General features: G+C 68.9%; 16 protein-coding genes and 2 pseudogenes. All 18 read right to left on the bottom strand.

Going from position 1 to position 17,886, the window contains the following annotated elements:
* Window positions 1–170: 170 nt before the first annotated feature.
* A partial coding sequence (locus FF36_RS36455; RefSeq protein WP_206778473.1) for a hypothetical protein occupies window positions 171–824 on the bottom strand: 654 nt, incomplete at its 3' end.
* A complete protein-coding gene (locus FF36_RS22470; RefSeq protein WP_044887119.1) occupies window positions 821–2,053 on the bottom strand; it encodes a tyrosine-type recombinase/integrase in 1,233 nt (410 codons plus the stop codon). The genes FF36_RS22470 and FF36_RS36455, both read right to left, overlap by 4 nt.
* Window positions 2,054–2,131: 78 nt before the next feature.
* Window positions 2,132–2,564, bottom strand: a pseudogene (locus FF36_RS41095) (protein-L-isoaspartate O-methyltransferase family protein); the annotation flags it as partial.
* A 316-nt stretch (window positions 2,565–2,880) separates the two neighbouring features.
* The gene (locus tag FF36_RS22460) at window positions 2,881–3,216 is read right to left on the bottom strand and encodes a tRNA-binding protein (RefSeq protein ID WP_110431500.1); all 336 of its coding nucleotides are present in this window, start codon (window positions 3,214–3,216) and stop codon (window positions 2,881–2,883) included.
* Between the two features lie 138 nt (window positions 3,217–3,354).
* Window positions 3,355–5,235, bottom strand: a complete 1,881-nt coding sequence (gene thrS / locus FF36_RS22455; RefSeq protein ID WP_242422754.1) for a threonine--tRNA ligase — start codon at window positions 5,233–5,235, stop codon at window positions 3,355–3,357.
* 575 nt (window positions 5,236–5,810) lie between these two features.
* A complete protein-coding gene (locus tag FF36_RS22450; RefSeq protein ID WP_082122139.1) occupies window positions 5,811–7,331 on the bottom strand; it encodes a cation:proton antiporter in 1,521 nt (506 codons plus the stop codon).
* Between the two features lie 30 nt (window positions 7,332–7,361).
* Window positions 7,362–8,639: a cytochrome P450 gene (locus FF36_RS22445; protein ID WP_110431499.1), complete on the bottom strand. Its 1,278-nt coding sequence runs from the start codon at window positions 8,637–8,639 to the stop codon at window positions 7,362–7,364.
* Window positions 8,629–9,564, bottom strand: coding sequence for a lysophospholipid acyltransferase family protein (locus tag FF36_RS22440; protein WP_128423365.1), 936 nt, complete (start codon window positions 9,562–9,564; stop codon window positions 8,629–8,631). Before FF36_RS22440 ends, FF36_RS22445 begins: the two co-directional genes overlap by 11 nt.
* Window positions 9,561–9,893, bottom strand: a complete 333-nt coding sequence (locus tag FF36_RS41090) for a peptide ligase PGM1-related protein (protein WP_422615110.1) — start codon at window positions 9,891–9,893, stop codon at window positions 9,561–9,563. Before FF36_RS41090 ends, FF36_RS22440 begins: the two co-directional genes overlap by 4 nt.
* Window positions 9,894–10,354: 461 nt before the next feature.
* Window positions 10,355–10,802: preATP grasp domain-containing protein (locus FF36_RS41085; RefSeq protein ID WP_479686795.1), on the bottom strand; the 448-nt coding region annotated here is incomplete at its 3' end.
* Window positions 10,803–10,925: 123 nt separating this feature from the next.
* A complete protein-coding gene (locus FF36_RS22430; protein WP_128423363.1) occupies window positions 10,926–12,068 on the bottom strand; it encodes a hypothetical protein in 1,143 nt (380 codons plus the stop codon).
* 189 nt (window positions 12,069–12,257) lie between these two features.
* A complete protein-coding gene (locus FF36_RS22425; RefSeq protein WP_044887114.1) occupies window positions 12,258–13,172 on the bottom strand; it encodes a phytanoyl-CoA dioxygenase family protein in 915 nt (304 codons plus the stop codon).
* Between the two features lie 59 nt (window positions 13,173–13,231).
* A pseudogene (locus FF36_RS22420) lies at window positions 13,232–13,997 on the bottom strand (radical SAM protein); the annotation flags it as partial.
* A 1-nt stretch (window position 13,998) separates the two neighbouring features.
* Window positions 13,999–14,233: radical SAM protein (locus FF36_RS41080; RefSeq protein WP_422615109.1), on the bottom strand; the 235-nt coding region annotated here is incomplete at its 3' end.
* A gap of 276 nt (window positions 14,234–14,509) precedes the next feature.
* Window positions 14,510–14,905, bottom strand: coding sequence for a GFA family protein (locus tag FF36_RS22415; RefSeq protein ID WP_044887113.1), 396 nt, complete (start codon window positions 14,903–14,905; stop codon window positions 14,510–14,512).
* Between the two features lie 42 nt (window positions 14,906–14,947).
* Complete coding sequence (locus FF36_RS22410; protein ID WP_052681320.1) at window positions 14,948–15,904, bottom strand: fatty acid desaturase family protein; 957 nt, start codon at window positions 15,902–15,904, stop codon at window positions 14,948–14,950.
* A 142-nt stretch (window positions 15,905–16,046) separates the two neighbouring features.
* Window positions 16,047–16,250 (bottom strand): phosphopantetheine-binding protein, encoded by a 204-nt coding sequence (locus FF36_RS41075; protein ID WP_422615108.1) that lies wholly within the window; start codon window positions 16,248–16,250, stop codon window positions 16,047–16,049.
* A gap of 254 nt (window positions 16,251–16,504) precedes the next feature.
* Window positions 16,505–17,809, bottom strand: coding sequence for a tryptophan 7-halogenase (locus FF36_RS22400; RefSeq protein WP_044887111.1), 1,305 nt, complete (start codon window positions 17,807–17,809; stop codon window positions 16,505–16,507).
* Window positions 17,810–17,886 lie beyond the last annotated feature (77 nt).

Raw genomic sequence — 17,886 nt, 5'->3', positions numbered from 1 at the left:
CGTCGCTCGTCGAGATAGCGGACCAGCAGCGCGCGGATCTGCCGGTCGGTGATGCCGTGGCGGTCCACGAGTTCGGCGGTGGTCTGCGGGCCGGGCTGCAGCGCGGCGCGCAGCGTCGAGTGCGGCGGGAAGACACCCAGGTCGACCATCATCTGCCAGGCCGGGNGGGNGCCGTCGGTGGCTCGGTTGCGGCGACGCGCGGTGGCCGGCTGGAACGCCACGAGGTCGCCGGTGGTGACCTCCTCAAGGCCACCGCCGGTGTGGATGACGATCGCGGTCAGGACGTTCAACGCGTGTGTAATCGCGTTGTCGGACTGGCCCCGGCGGCGCGCGACGTCAGCCGCGCGGACGAACAGCTCGGGGCTCACCGACGCGCGGACCACCGCGAACGTGGTGGTCGCGCCGTATTTCCTCAGGAACGGGTAGCTCGGCCGGACGAGCCTCATCCGCAGCAGGCAGGCCAGACCCCGGGTCAGTACCACGCGATGGCTTTCCCCGCAGGACGTGACCGGTTCGGGAACCGCAGCCGACCAGGTCGCCCACCTGGAGCCGAGTGTCGCCTCGGCGTGCTCCCACCGCTCCTGCCAGCCGCCGCCAGGCAGCTGGCCCAGCCAGTCCAGCAGCCGGCGGACACCGGCAGCCGACCGCGACGCCTGCTGCTGCTTCCCTGGCCACCACGGGAACGCCGGCAGGGCCTCGAGCACGCTGGCCAGCGACACCGTGTCCCAGGGACCCGGCGGACGCGTGGCCGGCTCCCGGCCCGGAGCCGGGGCGGCGCAGGCCAGCTCCGCGGCAGCCGAGACCGAGACCGTGGCGGGCGTCACCGCGGGTTCCCGAACAGGACCGCGAGGTCGGCCGGGTCGTAACCGAGGGCCGCCGGCGGCGGCGCGGGGCGGGGCCTTTCTCGTGCCGCCAGATGCTCCCGAACCCGGGCGAAGACCTCCTCGTCGTCCTGGTCCAGGTAGAGCTGGGTCGTGGACAGGTGCGCGTGCCCGAGGATCGTCTGCGCGTCCCGCAGCGACAACCGTCCGTCGCGCACCATCCGGATCGCGCAGGTGTGTCGCAGGTCGTGCATCGTCCAGTTCGCGCCCAGCCTGCCGTTCGCCCGGCGGAACACCGCCCGCAGCGCGTCGTAGTTCAACGGCTCGTGGACCCCGCCGCGTCGATAGACCGTCCGCCAGACCGGATCGCCCGAGCCCAGCACACCGCCACCGACGTCGGCCAGGTAGAGCCGCAACCACACGAACGCCTCCGGGCTGGCCGGCAGCCACTGCTCCGCGCGCGTCCCCTTGCGCACCACCTGGACCAGCTGCTCACCCCAGTCCAGGTCCGCGCCGCGCATACCGAGCAGCTCGGCCGCGCGCGCCCCGGTGCTCACCGCCACTGCCAGGATCGCCCGGTCCCGGTTGCGGCCCATCGCCGCGAACAGCGCATCCCACTGCTCGTCCGGCATCGCCCGGGGCTTCCGCTTCGGCAGGCGGGGGTTGTAACGCAGCCGCCCTTCCGGACGGAACACCTCCAACGGATTGTGATGCGCATGCGCCCGGCCCCGCGCCGCCCGGGCCAGCACAACCGGGTTCACCAGCGGCCCCTCGCCGCGCTCCAGCCAGAACTCGTAGAACGTCCGCAGCACGGCGTTGCTATGCCGCACCGTCGCCGGCCCGTAACCGTCTCCGAGATGGCGTTTACGGGTCACCGGATTGACCTGGCCCACAGTCGCCCGTGACGCGACCCGCGCCGCCGCCACCGGCTTGGCCGCCTGCCCAAGCCACAGCACAAAGTCCCGGACCTCCGCCGAGGTCACCCGGTCCCAGGCCACCCCGACCGCGACCAGAAACCTCCACCACCGCAGCAACGCCAGCGCATAGCTGCGCACCGAGTTCGCCGACCGTCCCTGCGCAACGAAGTCCCGCAGGAACACCTCGACCGGCCCGACCGGCTCGCCGAGCCCGTCGACCAGCCTCCACGGCACCACATCGCCGGATGCGACCACGCTTCCCCACACCGGAAGCCGGATCGCCTCGATCACCCGATGATCGCTGTCGTCAACCACCTCAGCACCCCTCCAAGATCAGAGAGGCGCAGACTCTTCCGCCGCGACCAAGCCCGCCCTACGACACGCCGCGGGAGGTCAGGAAAGTCCGGTCAACAGTTCGGTCACGATGATCTTGTTGTAGGGGGCGTGCTCCGCCTCGCCGAGGGCGCCGTCCGCGGTGACCACGCGCACCCCGCTGTAGCCGGTCTCGGCAAGGGCGTGGCGGGCGTGATCGGTGACGTCGGGGTGGATGTCGACGGTAGTGACGCTTCCGGTGTCACCGACGAGTTCCGCGAGAAGCGCCGCGTTGTATCCGGTTCCGGCGCCGATCTCCAGGACGTGGTCACCGGGCTGCGGATCGAGCTGGCCGAGCATCATCGCCACGACGGTGGGCACGGAGATGCAGCTGGCGGGCCGGTCCTTCCCGGGCTTGATGGTGATCGCCCTGTTCTGGTACGCCTCCTCGACCGACGCCGCAGGTACGAACCGGTGCCGGGGAACGGCGCGGAACGCCTGCTCGATGCGTGCGNAGGACAGGTGACCAGCAGCGCGAATACGGCTGATCATCTCCTCACGCAGGTCCTCGGGTCGGGTGCTGGTGGCGTGGGTCATCCGGTTCCTTTCGTTGCCAGGTCGGGTGTGCTGAGCGGCACGCCCACGGGTGGGGCGGTGAGCAGGCAGGCATCCCATCCGAGATGTGGCGGCAGGTTAAGTCGGGGCCGCCACCCGAACGATCTTGCTACGTCCGGCCAGCGGCTCGACGGAGCGGCGCCGCCGCGCGTCGGGATGGACGCCGGTCCCGTTTCGTCCTCGTCGCGGGTCCCGGCGCCGCGTGGAAGGGTCGGTCAGAGGAGGCGGGTGCCGTCCGGGACCGGGTGTTCAAAGCCGGCCAGAACCACCGCGCCGTCCTTGTCGTGCGCGCCCGTGACCAGGACCTCGGACTTGACCCCCGCGACGCGCTTCGGCTCGAAGTTGCACACGCACAGCACCTGGCGGCCGATCAGATCCTCGGGCGCGTAGCGGTCGAGGATCTGGGCGCTGGAGGTGCGGATCCCCGCGTCGCCGAGGTCGATCGTGAGCACGTACGCGGGCTTGCGCGCCTTGGGGTTCAGCTCGGCTGTGAGGACCGTGCCGACCCGCAGCTCGACCCGCTCGAAGTCGGTCCACGTGATGGTCGCCACCGGCTCACTCCTTCGCTGCGGCCTTCCGTCGAGCATCGCGCGCTGTCACCCGACCGAGAGCGGCCGCGGCCTTTGACAACCGGTGTGCCCGCACCGCTTGGGGGCGGCCTCGGTGATGCGGGCGGGGCCGGACTTGACTCAGGACGCGAAGGCCGGCAGGTCCACCCGGTCCGCGACGGCCTGAGCCACCTGGGCGACGAAGTCGTCGAGCGCCAGCGAGGTCAGCGTGCGCTCGCCCCGGCGGCGGACGCTGACCGTCCCGTCCTCGGCCTCACGCGCGCCCAGGACGAGCATCATCGGCACCTTCTGCTGCTGCGCCATCCGGACCCGGTTGCCGAGCGTCTCGTTGCGGGCGTCGACCTCGACCTTCACGCCCGCGGCGCGCAGCGCGGCGGCGACCTGGTCCGCGTACCCGGCGTGCTCCTGCGCCACCGGGATTGCGATGACCTGAACTGGCGAGATCCACAGCGGGAACGCGCCGCCGGTGTGCTCGATGTAGATACCGAGGAAACGCTCCATCGAGCCATAGATGACCCGGTGGATGACCACAGGCGTCTGTCGGGCGCCGTTCTCGTCCACATAGACGCAGCCGAAGCGGCGGGGCAGCTGGACGTCGAGCTGGATCGTGCCCATCTGCCAGGACCGGCCAAGCACGTCCGACATCAGAATGTCGATCTTCGGACCGTAGAAGGCGCCGCCGCCCTCTTCCTGCTCGTAGTCGCCGCCGGTGCGGGCGTCGAGAATCCTGCGGAGCGTCGCCTCAGCCTCGTCCCAGGTCGCCACGTCGCCGATGAACTTCTCGGGCCGGGTACCGAGCCGGAACCGGTAGCCCAGGCCGAAGATCGAGTAGAAGCGCTCACAGATGTCGAAGATCCGCTCGTACTCGTCGGCGATCTGCTCCGGCCTGACGAAGATATGGGCGTCGTCCTGCTGGAAGCGTTGCACACGCAGCAGGCCGTGCAGCGTGCCGGACCGCTCGCTGCGGTGCAGCGGGTCGCAGTCGCTCAGCCGCAGCGGCAGGTCCCGGTAGCTGCGGGTCTTCAGATTGTAGACCACCATGGCGTTCGGGCAGTTCATCGGCTTGACCGCGAAGGTGTTCTCACCATCGCTCTCGAGGATGAACATGTCCTCCCGGAAGTGCTCCCAGTGCCCGGAGGTCTCCCAGAGCTTCTTGTTATTGATGAGCGGCGAGGAGATCTCCTCGTAGCCTCGCGCCTCGTGCTCGTCCCGCCAGAAGGCGAGCAAGTTGTTCAGCAGCCGCATTCCCTTCGGCAGCCAGTACGGCATCCCGGGCGCGGTCGGGTCTAGGTGGAACAGCTCCAAGTCCTTGCCGATACGCCGGTGGTCGCGGCGCTCGGCCTCGGCGAGGAATTCCAGATACTCGGCGAGGAGCTGCTTACTGTCCCAGGCGGTCCCGTAGATCCGCTGCAGCTGCGGGTTCTTCTCCGAGCCCCGCCAGTACGCCGCGGCGGACCGCATCAGCTTGAAGGCCGGAATGTAGCGGGTGCTCGGCACGTGCGGGCCGCGGCAGAGATCCTTCCAGACCAGGTTTCCATCGCGGGTGACGTTGTCGTAGATCGTCAGCTCGCCGGCACCGACCTCGACGCCGGCGTCGGCCGCGCTGTCCACCGCCGAGCCCTTCAGGCCGATCAGCTCCAGCTTGAACGGCTCGTCCTTCAGCTCGATAGACGCCTCGTCGTCGGCGACGACGCGCCGGACGAACACCTGGTCCGACTTGATGATGGCCTTCATCTTGGTCTCGATGAGGGCCAAGTCGTCCGGCTGGAACGGCCGGGCGACCTGGAAGTCGTAATAAAAGCCGTCCTTGATCGGCGGGCCGATACCGAGATGGGCCTCGGTGAAAGCGTCCTGGACGGCCTGCGCGAGCACATGCGCGCAGGAATGCCGAATAATGGCGAGCCCGTCGTCGGAAGAAGCGAGAACCGGCTCGACGATGTCCGACTCGGCGACCGGGTGGCTCAGGTCCCGCAGCACGCCGTTGACCCGCGCCGCGACCACGCCTTTCCCGCGCCCCACAACGCTGGCTGCCGTCGTCGTTCCGACCCCAGGACCCTGAGCACTTCCACTTGCGGAGGCAGGAACACTGAGGTCAGACACGGCGGTCTCCATCGGACGATGACTACGAATGCTTGCTGAGATGCCTGGGCGAGAACGGTCTCATCATACAGCGTGCCCAGGAGCATAGCCGGGCCAAGAGCGGCGCCGCGCGTTGCCCGGCCGGTGCCCCCGACTGGCCGACGACCAGGCCCAGTTGGCCGACGATCGGGCCCGGCGTCGCGGGCCGTGGCCCAATGGAGCCCGACAGCGCCTGTGCGCCTATGCCGTTCGTGAGCGGGGCAGTCCGATCATCGATGTCGGGCTCGCCCGAGCGCGGCGCCGTCTTCCCGGGCACCGTGACGGCGATGGGCCACCACGTCGGGCGGCGGCCGATGCGACGTCGCCATCTCTGGCGACCGGCCGAGCGGCCTGGGACCGAGCCGGCCCCCCGCCGGCCGACGCGCCTGGTCAGCGCGCCGGGCGGGCAGGGCCGGCAATGTCGCCAAGGCTCCGGTCGGTGCGGGCCGACCGAATATCTACGCCGACGTGGGAGAGACCTCGTTCCCGACCACGAGCGAGCCACCGCGGGAGGCGGCCGGGACGGTCTCGACGTCGGCCGCTGGGGCCCGGGCCGCGGCGCGCTCGTTCTCCTCCAGCCAGTCGGGCATCGAGACGCGGTAGACCGGCAAGGCCATCGCCGTCGTGACGATCGCGGCGATGACAAGAATGGAGAACGTCTCGGAGGACACGAGGTCGTAGGACATGCTGATGTTGATGAAGATCAGGATCATCAGCCCTCGGGCATTCATGAGCCCGCCGATCGCCGAGGCCTGGCGCCACGAAGTGCCCTGCGATCGGGCGCCGAGCAGGCAGCCGCCGTACTTGCCCACCACGGCGACCGCGACGACCAACAGGAGCATGGCCGCCATCGTCCAGCTGTCGAGCCCTCCGAGCCTTGTGTTCAGGCCGGAATAGGCGAAGAAGACCGGCAGCAGCAGGATCGAGTTGACGTCGGTGAGCCGGGTCCGCAGCTCCCTGCGCAGCATCGGTCGGTCGGGCATCGCGAGGCCCGTGATGAACCCTCCGAACACCGTGAAGATCCCGATCTCCTCGGTGAAGTAGCCGGCCGCCAGCACGAGCAGCAGCACGATCGCCATCTTTTCCCGACGCAGCGTCCCGTCACGCTCGACGCTTCTGGCGAACACCGTCAGCAGCCGCGTTCCGACGGTCAGCATCACCAGTGCGAATGCCGCCGCGCCGCCGATGGTCAGTGCCACGTCCGCCGGGCCGCCGGCCGATGCCACCGCGACGACGACGGCGAGGACTCCCCAGGCCGCGGCGTCATCGATTGCCGCGGCGACGAGGGTGAGCCCGCCCAGGGGCGTGCGCGTGATGCCCCGTTCCTCGAGGATGCGCGCCAGCATCGGGAAAGCGGTGATGGACAGCGCGCCGCCCAGGAACAGCATGAAATTCCAGCGGCTCACGTCCGGCCGGGACAGCGTGTGGTAGAAGATAAACGCGGAGCCGGCGCCGAGGGCGAAGCTCGGCACGATTCCCGAGACAGCCAGGACACCGGCCCGCCGGGTCGTTCGCCGGTCGAGGGTTCCGTGGTCGACCTCGGTGCCGACGAGGAACATGTAGAACGTGAGCCCGATCATGCTGAGCACGTAGAGCACGCTCTTCACGTTCGTGTTGAAGAGGTGGTGCTGCAGACCCGGCGCGACGGCGCCGAAGAATGAAGGGCCCAGGAGCACACCGGCCACCATCTCGCCGACCACGGTGGGCTGCCTGATCAGCCGCGCCAGCCGGCCGCACAGTGTCGTGGCCGCGAGCACGACGAACATCGCCCCGAATGCGTGGACCGTGAGGTCGAGATTCGCTTTCACGCCGACTCCAATCTCTGGTGTGAATACCTCACCCGTCGTCTCGGCGACGGTAGATACAACAGCGAGCCGGGTTAACTGGTGGGAAGCCGGGCAGCTCAGTCGAATCGATCCGCGATGAGCGCGCCGACCTGACAGCTGACCGCCGCATAACTCGACTCGACGGTCAGCCATCGCGTCAGCCGCGCCGCCGCGCGGGGCGTTTCAGCAGGTTACGAGGATGCGCGTCGGGCAGCGGTGTTCAAGTCCGATGATCCGGGGCGGCGGGCCGGAATCCTTCAGGCGGAGTTTGGGCAGCCGATCGAAGAGGATCGTCGCCGCCAGTTGCAGCTGGGCGCGGGCCACATGGGTGCCCAGACAAGTATGTGGTCCGGCGCTGAATCCCACATGCCGCCGCTGTACTCGGTCGAGGTCGAAAAGATCGGGCGCGTCCCAGCGCTCTGGATCCCGGTTCGCCGCCGCCAGATTCAGCTCCAACACGGCACCCGTGGGCAGGGCGGTTCCGCCGAGAACAGTATCCCGGGTCACCAGTCGGCGCAATACCGGGTCGGTGGGTTCCCAACGGATGACTTCCTCGATGGCCCTGGAGAGGGCCTCCGGGTCCTCTCGGACCCGGACGGCAATCTCCGGCTCGCTTAGCACGACAGCCAACAGGATGCCGAGCTGGCGCCAGACCGTCCCCAGACCGGCCACCATGAGAAGCAACAGAAGGCTTTCAATCTCGGCGGCGCTGAGGGACCGGTCGTCATTGTGCTCCCCCGCCAGTCTGCTGGCGACGAGGACGCTCATGAGGTCATCGCCCTCCTGGTTGCGGCGATCCTCAGCGATGCGATGAATCACCGCCTTCAACCGGGCCCGGCGGCGCGTCTCGCTCTCCGGATCCGGGTTGGCGCGCTGGTACAGCCCGCTGAACTCGTTGGCCTCGGCGGCGCTCAGCCCAAGGCTGGACGTAATCGTGCGCAGAGGCACGGCGTGACACAGCTCGCCGCTCAGCTCCCCTTCGCCGGCGGCCGCCAGCCTGTCGACGGCCTCCTCGACGGCGGGCGTGATCCACCGCTCGACCCACCACGGCACCCGGCCGGGGCCAAAGGCGGGCTGGATCAGCGCGCGATGGCGCCGATGCTCGTCGCCCACCATCTCCAGGATCGACCTCCCGAAGACGTCGGTGGTGACGCCTTCGTAGTAGGAGTTGGAAAAGGTCTCGTGATCCTGCAGGGCGGCGTGGACCGTCTCGTAGCTGAACGCGGAGAAATGCGGGGCCTCGTGCCGGAGCCGCGGTCGGCGAGAAAGGCCCTCGGGGACTCCGATCAAGGCCGCCACGGTTCCCTCATGTACGGGGCGTTGGGAACGCAGGCGGGCGAAGTCGTGGTGCGGATCATCGACCACCACGCCGCTCTGAAAGCTGGCTGCGTAGGCCTCGGGATCGAAGACCGGGGACGGCCCGTTGGACGTCAACATCTGCGACACCTCTTCAGCTGGCATGCGGGTCTCCCGACAGGACGGCGGCTCTGCGGCCGGGCGTGGCAAGACTCCACCCGGCCCAGTTCCACGGGTTTCCGGTCAGCGCCTCCTCGTACCCTTGGGCGACGGCCGCGAGATACGGAGCCTGATCGCCAGGGCTTTCCGGCGGGCGAATTCCCGGACCGAAATGACAGACGAACCCGTCGGAGCCCTTCGATTCGACCCAGACCGGAATCGACGTTGCCCGGGTGCGCGAGGCCAGCATCGAGCAGCCGTCCGAGGTCAGGAAGTCCGCGCCGGCCAGGGTGAAGGGCGTACGGGCCGCGCCGGTCCCGAAATACACGTCGGGGAAGAACACTGTCGCGCCGCCCCGGCGGGCGTGGCGGACCAGCTCCAGAAGCGCGGTCGGCGACAGCATCACGACCTCGGGCAGGATCTGGTCGAGATGCTTCGAGCCCGCCTCGAGCACCAGGGCCATCAGGGCGTGCAACGGGAGGTCGCGGCCGGCAGCGAACGACGCCAGCGCTGGCAGGACCGTCATGTAGCTGCCGATGTGGAAGGGCACGAACACAACAGCCCCCTCGGCGAGGGCAGCGTCGGCGTGTTCGGTTCCCTCGAAGGTGATCAGACTGGCGAGCTCGCCGCCGAAGGCCAGGACGTACATCCAGTCGAGGCTGACCCGCTGGCGCCACCGAAGATGGTGGTCGAAGAACGACTCGAATTCGATCTCGGCGCTCAGGGCGCTGCCCTCGAAACGCCGCGCGACCTCCGGCCGCAGCCGCTCCTGGTCGCCCAGCGGAGCCCTCGTCCGCTGCCCGAAGGCGCTCTGCAGGTCGGCGAGAAGGGCCCAGGCACGCTCCCGGCCCAGATGGGGAAGGCAGTCCAGCAGCGGGCCGTAGGTCCGTATGGGATCAGGTTGGGAGCGGTCGAACAGGCTGGGCATCATGGCGGTGTCACCCCCGCTTCGAACACGGAACGAGTGGTCGCCTCAAGCTCGCGGGTTCTGGCGCGGGTGCCGGCGAGTACCAGCATTTCCGTCGTCGGCCCCGCGTCCGGGCCGGCCCCGAGCACCACGACCCCCTCGCCGGTGGCGTGGGAGAAGGCGAGCCCGGACTGGCGTAGCCGCGAGACGGCGGCATCGAGCCCCGTTCCGGGTACGTCCCGCAGGGAGCTGACGGCGGCGCGGTCCGCATAGTCGTCGCCGAGCAGCGCCGCCGCGACCGAGTGCAGGACCAGGCCACCGCCCCATCGCGCGTTGATCTCGTTCAGCAGCACCTCGCCGCCGTCGGCCCGCACGGCATCTACGTTCAGGAACCCGCGGTAGCCGAGTCGGGCGACGGCATCCGCCAGCCGGCCCGCGGCGCCGGACGTCACAGTCAACGCCGCCAGCGGAAGGTCGAGCGGCAGGTCCAGACCGACCCACACCAGCGACCGGGTCCGGGGATCGGTGTCACGCCTCAGGCGGATGTTTCCGCCGTCCACGAAACGAGCCCAGCCGTCGGGGCCGACCTCGTATTCGAAATAGCACTGGTGGGTCGTCGAATAATATGCCTCGACGGTGACCGGTTTCCGGCCGCCGGAGCTGAGGTCGTCCCATAGGCTGGCGCTCAGGCCGGCGATGTCGGAGGCATGGATCGTCTCCCGGCAGCCCGGCAGGACGTCGGCCTCCTTCAGGCTCAGGGCCACATTGCCGAATCCACCGGCGCCGTCGTCGCTCTTGAGAATCACCGTGCCCNTCTCGGCGAGCAGGCGCTCTATCGACGGCCCGAGCCGGGGCGCGCTCGCGACCACCGCGCCCGGGGCGATGGGCAGGTCGAGGCCGGCGGCTAGCTGCCGGAAGTGCGACTTCCGGTTGAACAGCTCCATCCCGCGCTGGCGGAAGAAGGCGGCCCCGGCCAGCGCGACGCCCAGTTCCTCCGCCAGGTCGGTCACCCCGATGCTGGCGAAACAGGGCAACAGGCGCCAGGACGACGTTCCGGCGAGGTGGGACCGAATCTCCTCCAGCAGGTCCGGCGAGACGAGGACCTCGTCGTCGAGCAGCCGCGGTCGGCTCACCACCGACACGGTCGACGCATCGAAGCCGAGGACGGACCCAATGTAGTCCATCAGCTCCTGGGGCATCGGCACCGGGCTGACGATGACGTCGCCGGGGCGGGCGAACCAGGCATGGCGCAGGCAGGTCATGGTGACGTCCCGGCCCACCTCGCGCTCACCGGGAAATCGATGTTCCGTTCCGACGTTCAGGATTATTACCTTGGCCATCAGCACCCGCTCCGGCCACTGGACGACGCGCGATTCTTCATCGCCTCACTCCCCTGGGCCGAAGAAGTTCACGGCCGGAAGGCTGCCATCGGTCTGTTCGGCCCACCCGATGTTCAACATCTTGGTGCGCAGTTCAGGCGGGCGTTCGGTCTGAATGAGCACGAGCCACGGCTGCTGTTCGGCCAGCAGAACCCCCTGCTGCGCATACGCGGCGAACTTGTGGCGCAAAATCTCGCGCATGACGGTCTCGTCGGGCTCGGGCAGCGCCTCGTAGTAGCTGCCCGGCCGCCACAGCCGCCGCATCGTCTCGATCTCTGCCCGCCAGTCCTCGGCGTCGAAATAGCGGTCCGGCTCCCGCAGGACCCGCTGATGGACGGCCGCTGACAACGGCGACCACGACGCCGCGGACAGATTCGTGACATGCAGCATGTTCTCGGGCAGCACCCGTGGCTGCGGGCGCCCGTCCTTGGGCGCGGCCCGTTGCTCGGTCAGATAGCGATGGGCACCGGCCAAGAGGAGCCGCCGTCGTTCGGTGAGCGCGTCCTCGTCCAGCGGGCGCGGCTGTGGGAGGAACCGCCACAGGTAGTCGTCCTCGTCGGTGTCGGCGACGACGGCCCAGACCCTCGTCGGGATGTCCGCCGCCTCGAGCCCCCGGAACAGGTCCCGCAGCCGTCGCACCTGCCGGCTCAGCACACTGCCGTTCAGGTGCGTCAGCAGATAACGCTCCGGCTCCGCCGTACCCAACCTCCGGTAGTCGGTCGGCGGACACACAAAGAAGGCCAGCCGCAAAAAGCCGTCCCGCGCGATGCTCGCGAGCACCGCGGCGGCCACACCCGCTGGGTGGTCAATGGCCTCGTCCGCCGCCCGCGGTGCCGGGGCGGCGTCACCCGCGTGCCATTCCCCGAGGATGGCCAGACTCACCGCGGCTCTTCGATACTCCTCCGTGGTCAGACCGGGATAGTGGTCCGCCAGCCGCGCCGCCCGCTCCCGGACCTGATGGAAGTGGGGCAGAAAGCCATCGACGGCCTCGCGCAGGCGTTTGTACGCCTTGTCCAGCCGCTTGCGCTCGGGGGCCGCGGCCGGGCCGGACGGGTGAGCGGTCGTCGTGCCATGGGACTCCCGGCACGCCTGGAGCAACCGTTCCGCCTCCTGAACGAAACGGTCATTCTGACTTTCCACCAAGGTCACAGCCGCCGGTGCGCCGTCGGACGAGGCCGATTCCGGCCGCTGGGACGGCGGACGGGGCCCGACCACGCGCCTCGCCTCGTGAATCCGCGTTTCAAGCAGCGACCGGGTCCGCCCCACGCGGTCGCCGAATCCCTCAGACGGAGCCATCGGACGGCACCCGCTCGCGACCGTCACCGCCGACCACGAACGTCAAGGTCTCCCCGCCTTGGTCGTGCCCGCCTGGAGGCGGTCCATCATGCGTGCGGTCATCTCGGCGACGTCGGTGTCCCCGGTCGGCCTGGCCACTCCGACCTGGCTGTTCACGGCCTGGCACCGGGCGTCCCACGTTTCTCGGCCCCGGAAATCCATCGAGGTCTTGGGGTCGTAGGCGGGCCACGGCCGGTAGCGGTTGACGCCGGGCACGGGCCGCCCGCGGGCCACGATCGGGTCGACGTAGAGGCCGGTGTCCCCGAGCTGGGTCGTCGTCCGGATGTAACCGATGTCGAGGCCCCGGCGCCAGCGGCCCGATTCGTTGCCCTCGGAGCCGTGAATGATGGCGGGATGATGCACGGACACGTCCCCTGGCCGCAGTATCACGTCCACGGCAGCCTCGTCTCGGACATACCGCGCATCGATCGACGAACACAACATGTTGGGAACGTCGTCGCGCAGCACAATGTCGGCCAGGTCCAGCTGGTGAGTGCCGGGGATCATGCGTAGACAGCCGTTCGCGGGGTCGCAGTCGTCGAGGGCCAGCCACACAGTCAGGGCCTCCATGGGCCGCAGGTTCCAGTAGGCCCCGTCCTGGTGCCAGAGCACCGCCTGGCCGTCTCCGGGCGGCTTGCAGATGTAGTGGGCCGTGAAGCAGGCGATGTCGGGGCCGAGAAACGACTCCGCCAGGTCGAGCAGCCGCTCATCGGTCACCAGGCGAACCCAGAAGGCGTCGTCGCGCATCAGCGGGTGATGCAGGTGCTCGGGTCGAAAATTGGGGAATCGATGAAGGAGCCAGTCCACATGATCTCGGGCCTCGGCGACCAGGTCGGTATCAAGGATGCCAGGGAAGATGGCGAAGCCGTCCCGTTCATAGGAATCCAGTGCCCGGGTGTCGAGCGACGTGGTTGACACGCGCTACCTCTCTGTATGAATGAACACAGCCAATCGGCGGCTACCCGTCAGGTAGCGGACTACTTCCGTCTGGCTATGCGCAGCTGGTCGGCCGCCGAGCCATACTGGCGGTCCAGAACTCTCGTCACCCGAGCCCAGTCCTCCAGGGTGTGGATGGAGAGGATCTGCTCTACCACAAAGGGGTCGTTACGCCAGGCCAGCGCGCGTTCCCAAAGCGCGGTAAGCGGTTCTTCCCTGACATTTCCGACCTTGGCCTCGAAGTTGGTGCAGGCGCGCAGCTGGCCGTCCGGCTCCAGATGGGCCAGACCCCCGTCTTCCTCGACCAGCGCGGATCCCGGCAGGAACGACCGGGCATCGGAGACTGACACCGAGACCCCGTTCACGGCCGCGGCGGCCAGGGCATCCGCGGAGTCGAGCAGTTCCTGGAGCATCGGCTCGGCCAGCAGTTCCGCCGCCTCGAACCGTTCCTCCTGCGCCAGGCCCTCGGGGATGACGCCACCGAAGCGGATGGTGTCGAGGGTCGGGAAACGCGCGGCCATCTCCCTGACGAACTGGTCCAGCCCGTTCCGGCCGGTCCGGGTCACCGTGTATTCCAGCCCGAACTGGAATGCTCGGTCGCCGGCCGCCTGTCGCTGCCGCTTGACGCGGTCAAGCACCTCAAGGGACCGCATCGCCCGCTCGAACGAGCCGGGACGGCCGCGGATCTGGTCGTGCACCTCGGGCCAGGCCCCGTCGATGCTGATCGCCACTCCGGAGGAACAGTCGGCGAGCCTGACCGCGGTCTCGACATCCATGAGCCAGCCGCTGGTGAAGACGGTCACGGGCNCCCCCGCCTGTTCGAGGGCGGCGGCGGCCTCGCTCCACCACGGCACCAGCAACGGCTCACCGCCGCCGAACGACACCCGGTCCGGGCCGGCGGCGAGGATGGCGCTGACCACCTCCCACATGCCCGCGGTGTCGAGGACCCGGGCCGGGCGTCGCCCCGACTCCGAGTAGCAGTGGGCGCAGCGCAGCGGACAGGCGTAGGTGACGTCCCACACCACCCGCTTCAGCGGAGCCATGAACCAGGTGGTCGACGCCGCAGCCCGGCGCGGGAGGTCCTCGTGGTGCGGATCACCGGCTCCACTGGCCACCGCACCCCTTGTCGGTGCAGCAAGGTCTGTTTTCACCAGATACCTCATTCCTTGGCGAGTAGCCGTGCGCGCCGAGCGATGGAGCGCGCTTGATCTCGGCTCCTCGGCCTTTCGCCCCGGTCTTCTCCCGAGGGATCGCCCACCCGGTCGTTCCGTCGCATTGGAGCCGTCCGTCGACGCCCGTCGGGCAGCGCGGAGCGATTGTTATTCGGTCAGGACGTGCTTTCCGGCCGCGATGCTGGCCTCCCAGTTCTGCCCGTCGAACTCGACGTAGTCGATGGAGGCGGCCGCCGACAGGTCGAGGCATCGGGCGTTGACACTCATGTGTGTCTCCGGATGCGACCGCGGCCGGTAGAACGGCATGATGCCGCACACCGCACAGAACGTGTGGTCGGCCACCCGGTTACCGAAGCGGTAGGGCTTCAGAAATTCCTGGCCCTCGTGCAGCTCGAAACGATCATTGGGGACCATTAGCTCCTGGTGGCCGGACATGAAACAGATCCGACAGTTGCACAACGTGATGGTCAGCGACCGGCTGGCCGCGGCCCGAAAGCGCAGGTGGCCGCAGTGGCACTGGCCATCGTACCAAAGGCGTTCCATTTCAGCTCCTCGTTCCCCACGTGGGCAGACCTTCCTCGCTGGCTACTCCCGTGCGTGCCCGGCTCCGCGCAGGGACCTGAGGAGGCCGAGGTGGAACGCAAGGTAGGAACGTTCCCGCCGGTACTCGACGCCCCGCATGGCCTTGTGTAGAAGGGGCAGGTTGACGGCGGCCACCCAGGGCACAGCATGGTGCTCCGCGTGGTAGTTGGCATTCCAGATGACGAAGCGGATGAGGGGGTTCGACCGCACGGACCGGCTGTTGCTGGCCCAGTCGGGGCTGCCCCGGAGCCCGTAGTGCTCGGGCAGGCTCAGCAGCAGCGTCGCGGGCCCCGACACCACCAGCGGGAGCCAATAGCAGAGCAGCAGCGGCATCGGGGCCAGCACCGTGGCGGCGATGACGACGGCCAGCCACGCGCAGATCACCTGGCTGTCGGCGACCGTGGCGGACCACCGGTCGGGGCGCTGGACGCTCCGCGGGAGCCGGTCGCGCCGCCGCAGCGCGCCCGCCACCGAGATCGACAGGACGAACCGCCAGTAGCCGACCGCCAGCAGGCCTGCCAGATACTGGCGTACTCCCGCGTAGCTCGACCCAGACTCGGTATCGCCATTCACGCCGGCGAACCGGTGATGCAGCAGATGCTGGTACCGATAGACCGAGAAGTTCAGGAGGACCGGTGTGCACCAGGCGGCGCCGAGGATCCGGTTCCCGCGCGCCGAGCGGACATGTGTGCGGTGGACGCAGTCGTGGGCGGCATTCAGGAAGCCGGCCAGAATGAAGCTCTGCGCGCAGACCGCGACCAGCGTCAGTCCCCAGTTCCCGACGACCAGCGTCAGCGCGCAACAGGCCGCATAGCCGCCAAGGATTGCCACCGCGCGCAGCGGCACATGGCCGGCCTTCGGCTGCCTGAGCTCGAAGGGAACCGACGGCACGGCCGTCGCCGCCGGACGCGGCGGGTCCGGGGCTTGGCCGAGGTCGGCCTGGGCGCCGCCGCTCACCATCGCTGAAGCCTCGATTGTGGGTCGCTGTGCGTTGCCAGGTTCCGCGGTCAGGCTGATCTCCCCTCACTGCCGTCAGCGGAAAGCCGGGTCGATGGCCCCGGACCGAGGAGGTGATTCGATCACGTGCGGACCACGCAGGCGCCTAGTCGCGGGCGGCCACGTCGACATCACGGGGTTTCTCGCCCAGGCTGGCTGTCTCCTTCGGCCGGGTCGCCAGGACGATGGCGTCGACCACGTCCTGGAGGGTCCTGATGCGCCCCATGTCCACCTCGGGGGGAACAGCGCAGGCGAACTCCTCCTCAAGGGCCGCGATCAGGCTCACGGTGTCCAGCGAGTCGAGCCCCAGCGCCGTGCCCTCCCCGCCGCTCCCCTCGTCGAAAAGCCGAGTGGCGGGGGNGAGCCCGACCGGGGGGNTCAGCTGTAGCTCCGCGCCTTTGCCTTCCAGGAGCTTGACCACCTCCCGCTGGACAGCGATGAAGACGACATCATCTGGAGGTCCGCTCACTTTGCTCCTTCCGTACGACCAGGTCTGGTTAATCCCGCCGGACGATGAACGCTCGGCCGCTATGGGCCGGGCCGTCCGAGTACGACGCCGAGCCGCTAACGAACACCGGTCTCCCGCCACGGCACGCGCATGCCGAGCAAGATGGCCAGATGGCCGTCCACGCCGAACATAGAGTTACGCTGGCCCATCAGAACCGGACCGCTCCGCTTATACTCCTCGATATAGGGTTCGAGGTTGCCGAGCGGCGTGTCGTTGCGGGCCATCTTCCAGAACGGCGTGTTCAGCCGGGTGTTGAACCGGTAGTGCATGGCCAGGAAGTCCTGGATGTCGATCCACTGTTCCGTGACGGCCTCGTTGTAGGCGTCGATCGCCTCGGCACCCGACGGGCCGGAGGTGGCGACCGTCTCGGCCAGCCGCATGGCCTGCTGGCAGATGAGCTGCAGGTTGGTCGCCTCCAGCGGCTCGATGAAGCCGCAGGAGTTGCCGACGGCGACGACGTTGCCCACCCACGACCGACGGATGCGCCGGGTCTCGAATCGGATCACCCGGAGGGTGGCCGGGGCGACCAGCGGGTTCTTGCGCAGGAACTCGGCGGAGGCCTCCTCGTCGTCCGCGAAGGCACTGCAGTAGACGTACCCCCGGTTGACCAGGTGCTCGTGCTCGATTTGCCAGGCCCAGCCCGAGTCCATGGTCTCGACGGTCGTGTAGAGCTGGATCGGCTCGTCGCCGCGCTGCCAGCCGCCGACCACAGCGCGGTCGCAGAACAGGTGATCCCGCATGGAGACGTAGGGTTCGCCCAGCGTGCGGTGGATGAGCTCCCCCCGGAACCCGGAGGCGTCCACGTACAGGTCGGCCGACATGCGCGCGCCGCCCTCGATCAGCACACAGTCGAGCCCGGCGTCACTGCGCTCGGCGCCGATCACCTTCCCCTCGACCAGGTCACCGCCGAGCTGCTCGAAGAAGCCCTCGAGGTACTCCACGAAGCGCTGGTTCTCGACGTGGTACCCCACCCGAGTCCGGCGCGTGGTGGCCGGGAAGGGTGACTCGTCCCGCGCGTCGGTCAGGTGGTAGTAGCCCCAGGGCTTGTCCGGGCCCGGCAGGATCTGGTTGTCGAAATCCTCCTCGAAGGGATAGTCAAAGTAGGGCCGCGGCCCCCACTCGAAGCGGATGCCCAGCTTCACCGTCGGGTTGGTCGAGGCCAGGAACTCGTCGCGAGGCACTCCGAGCGGGCCGTGCAGCATCCGGGGAGTGTCGGCGAAGGTGCCCTCGCCGACCATGATGTGCGAGAGCGCGCTGGATCGGACGACGGTCACCTCGGCGCCGGGAGCCAGCTGGAGGAGAGCTATCCCGGAGAGGAGGCCCGCAGTTCCGCCGCCCAGCACCAGCACTTTCTGCGTCATCTGTTCTCCTCTACCGTCAGCGCCATCGCGAGGCGATTCGCGCCGCCCGCTCCGCGTTTCCTGAGCCGCTCATGCAC

Source organism: Frankia torreyi, from assembly GCF_000948395.1.
Classification (GTDB): domain Bacteria; phylum Actinomycetota; class Actinomycetes; order Frankiales; family Frankiaceae; genus Frankia; species Frankia torreyi.
Note: the sequence above shows the minus strand (reverse complement) of the source record. Positions and strands in the feature narration are given on the sequence as shown.

Coding starts and splice junctions, on each gene's coding strand:
- FF36_RS22450 (WP_082122139.1), bottom strand. CDS start 7,331: ATGGCTGACCGTCGAGTCGAGTTATGCGGCGGTCAGCTGTCAGGTCGG.
- FF36_RS22415 (WP_044887113.1), bottom strand. CDS start 14,905: ATGGAACGCCTTTGGTACGATGGCCAGTGCCACTGCGGCCACCTGCGC.
- FF36_RS22410 (WP_052681320.1), bottom strand. CDS start 15,904: ATGGTGAGCGGCGGCGCCCAGGCCGACCTCGGCCAAGCCCCGGACCCG.
- FF36_RS22440 (WP_128423365.1), bottom strand. CDS start 9,564: ATGATGCCCAGCCTGTTCGACCGCTCCCAACCTGATCCCATACGGACC.
- FF36_RS22445 (WP_110431499.1), bottom strand. CDS start 8,639: ATGCCAGCTGAAGAGGTGTCGCAGATGTTGACGTCCAACGGGCCGTCC.
- FF36_RS22400 (WP_044887111.1), bottom strand. CDS start 17,809: ATGACGCAGAAAGTGCTGGTGCTGGGCGGCGGAACTGCGGGCCTCCTC.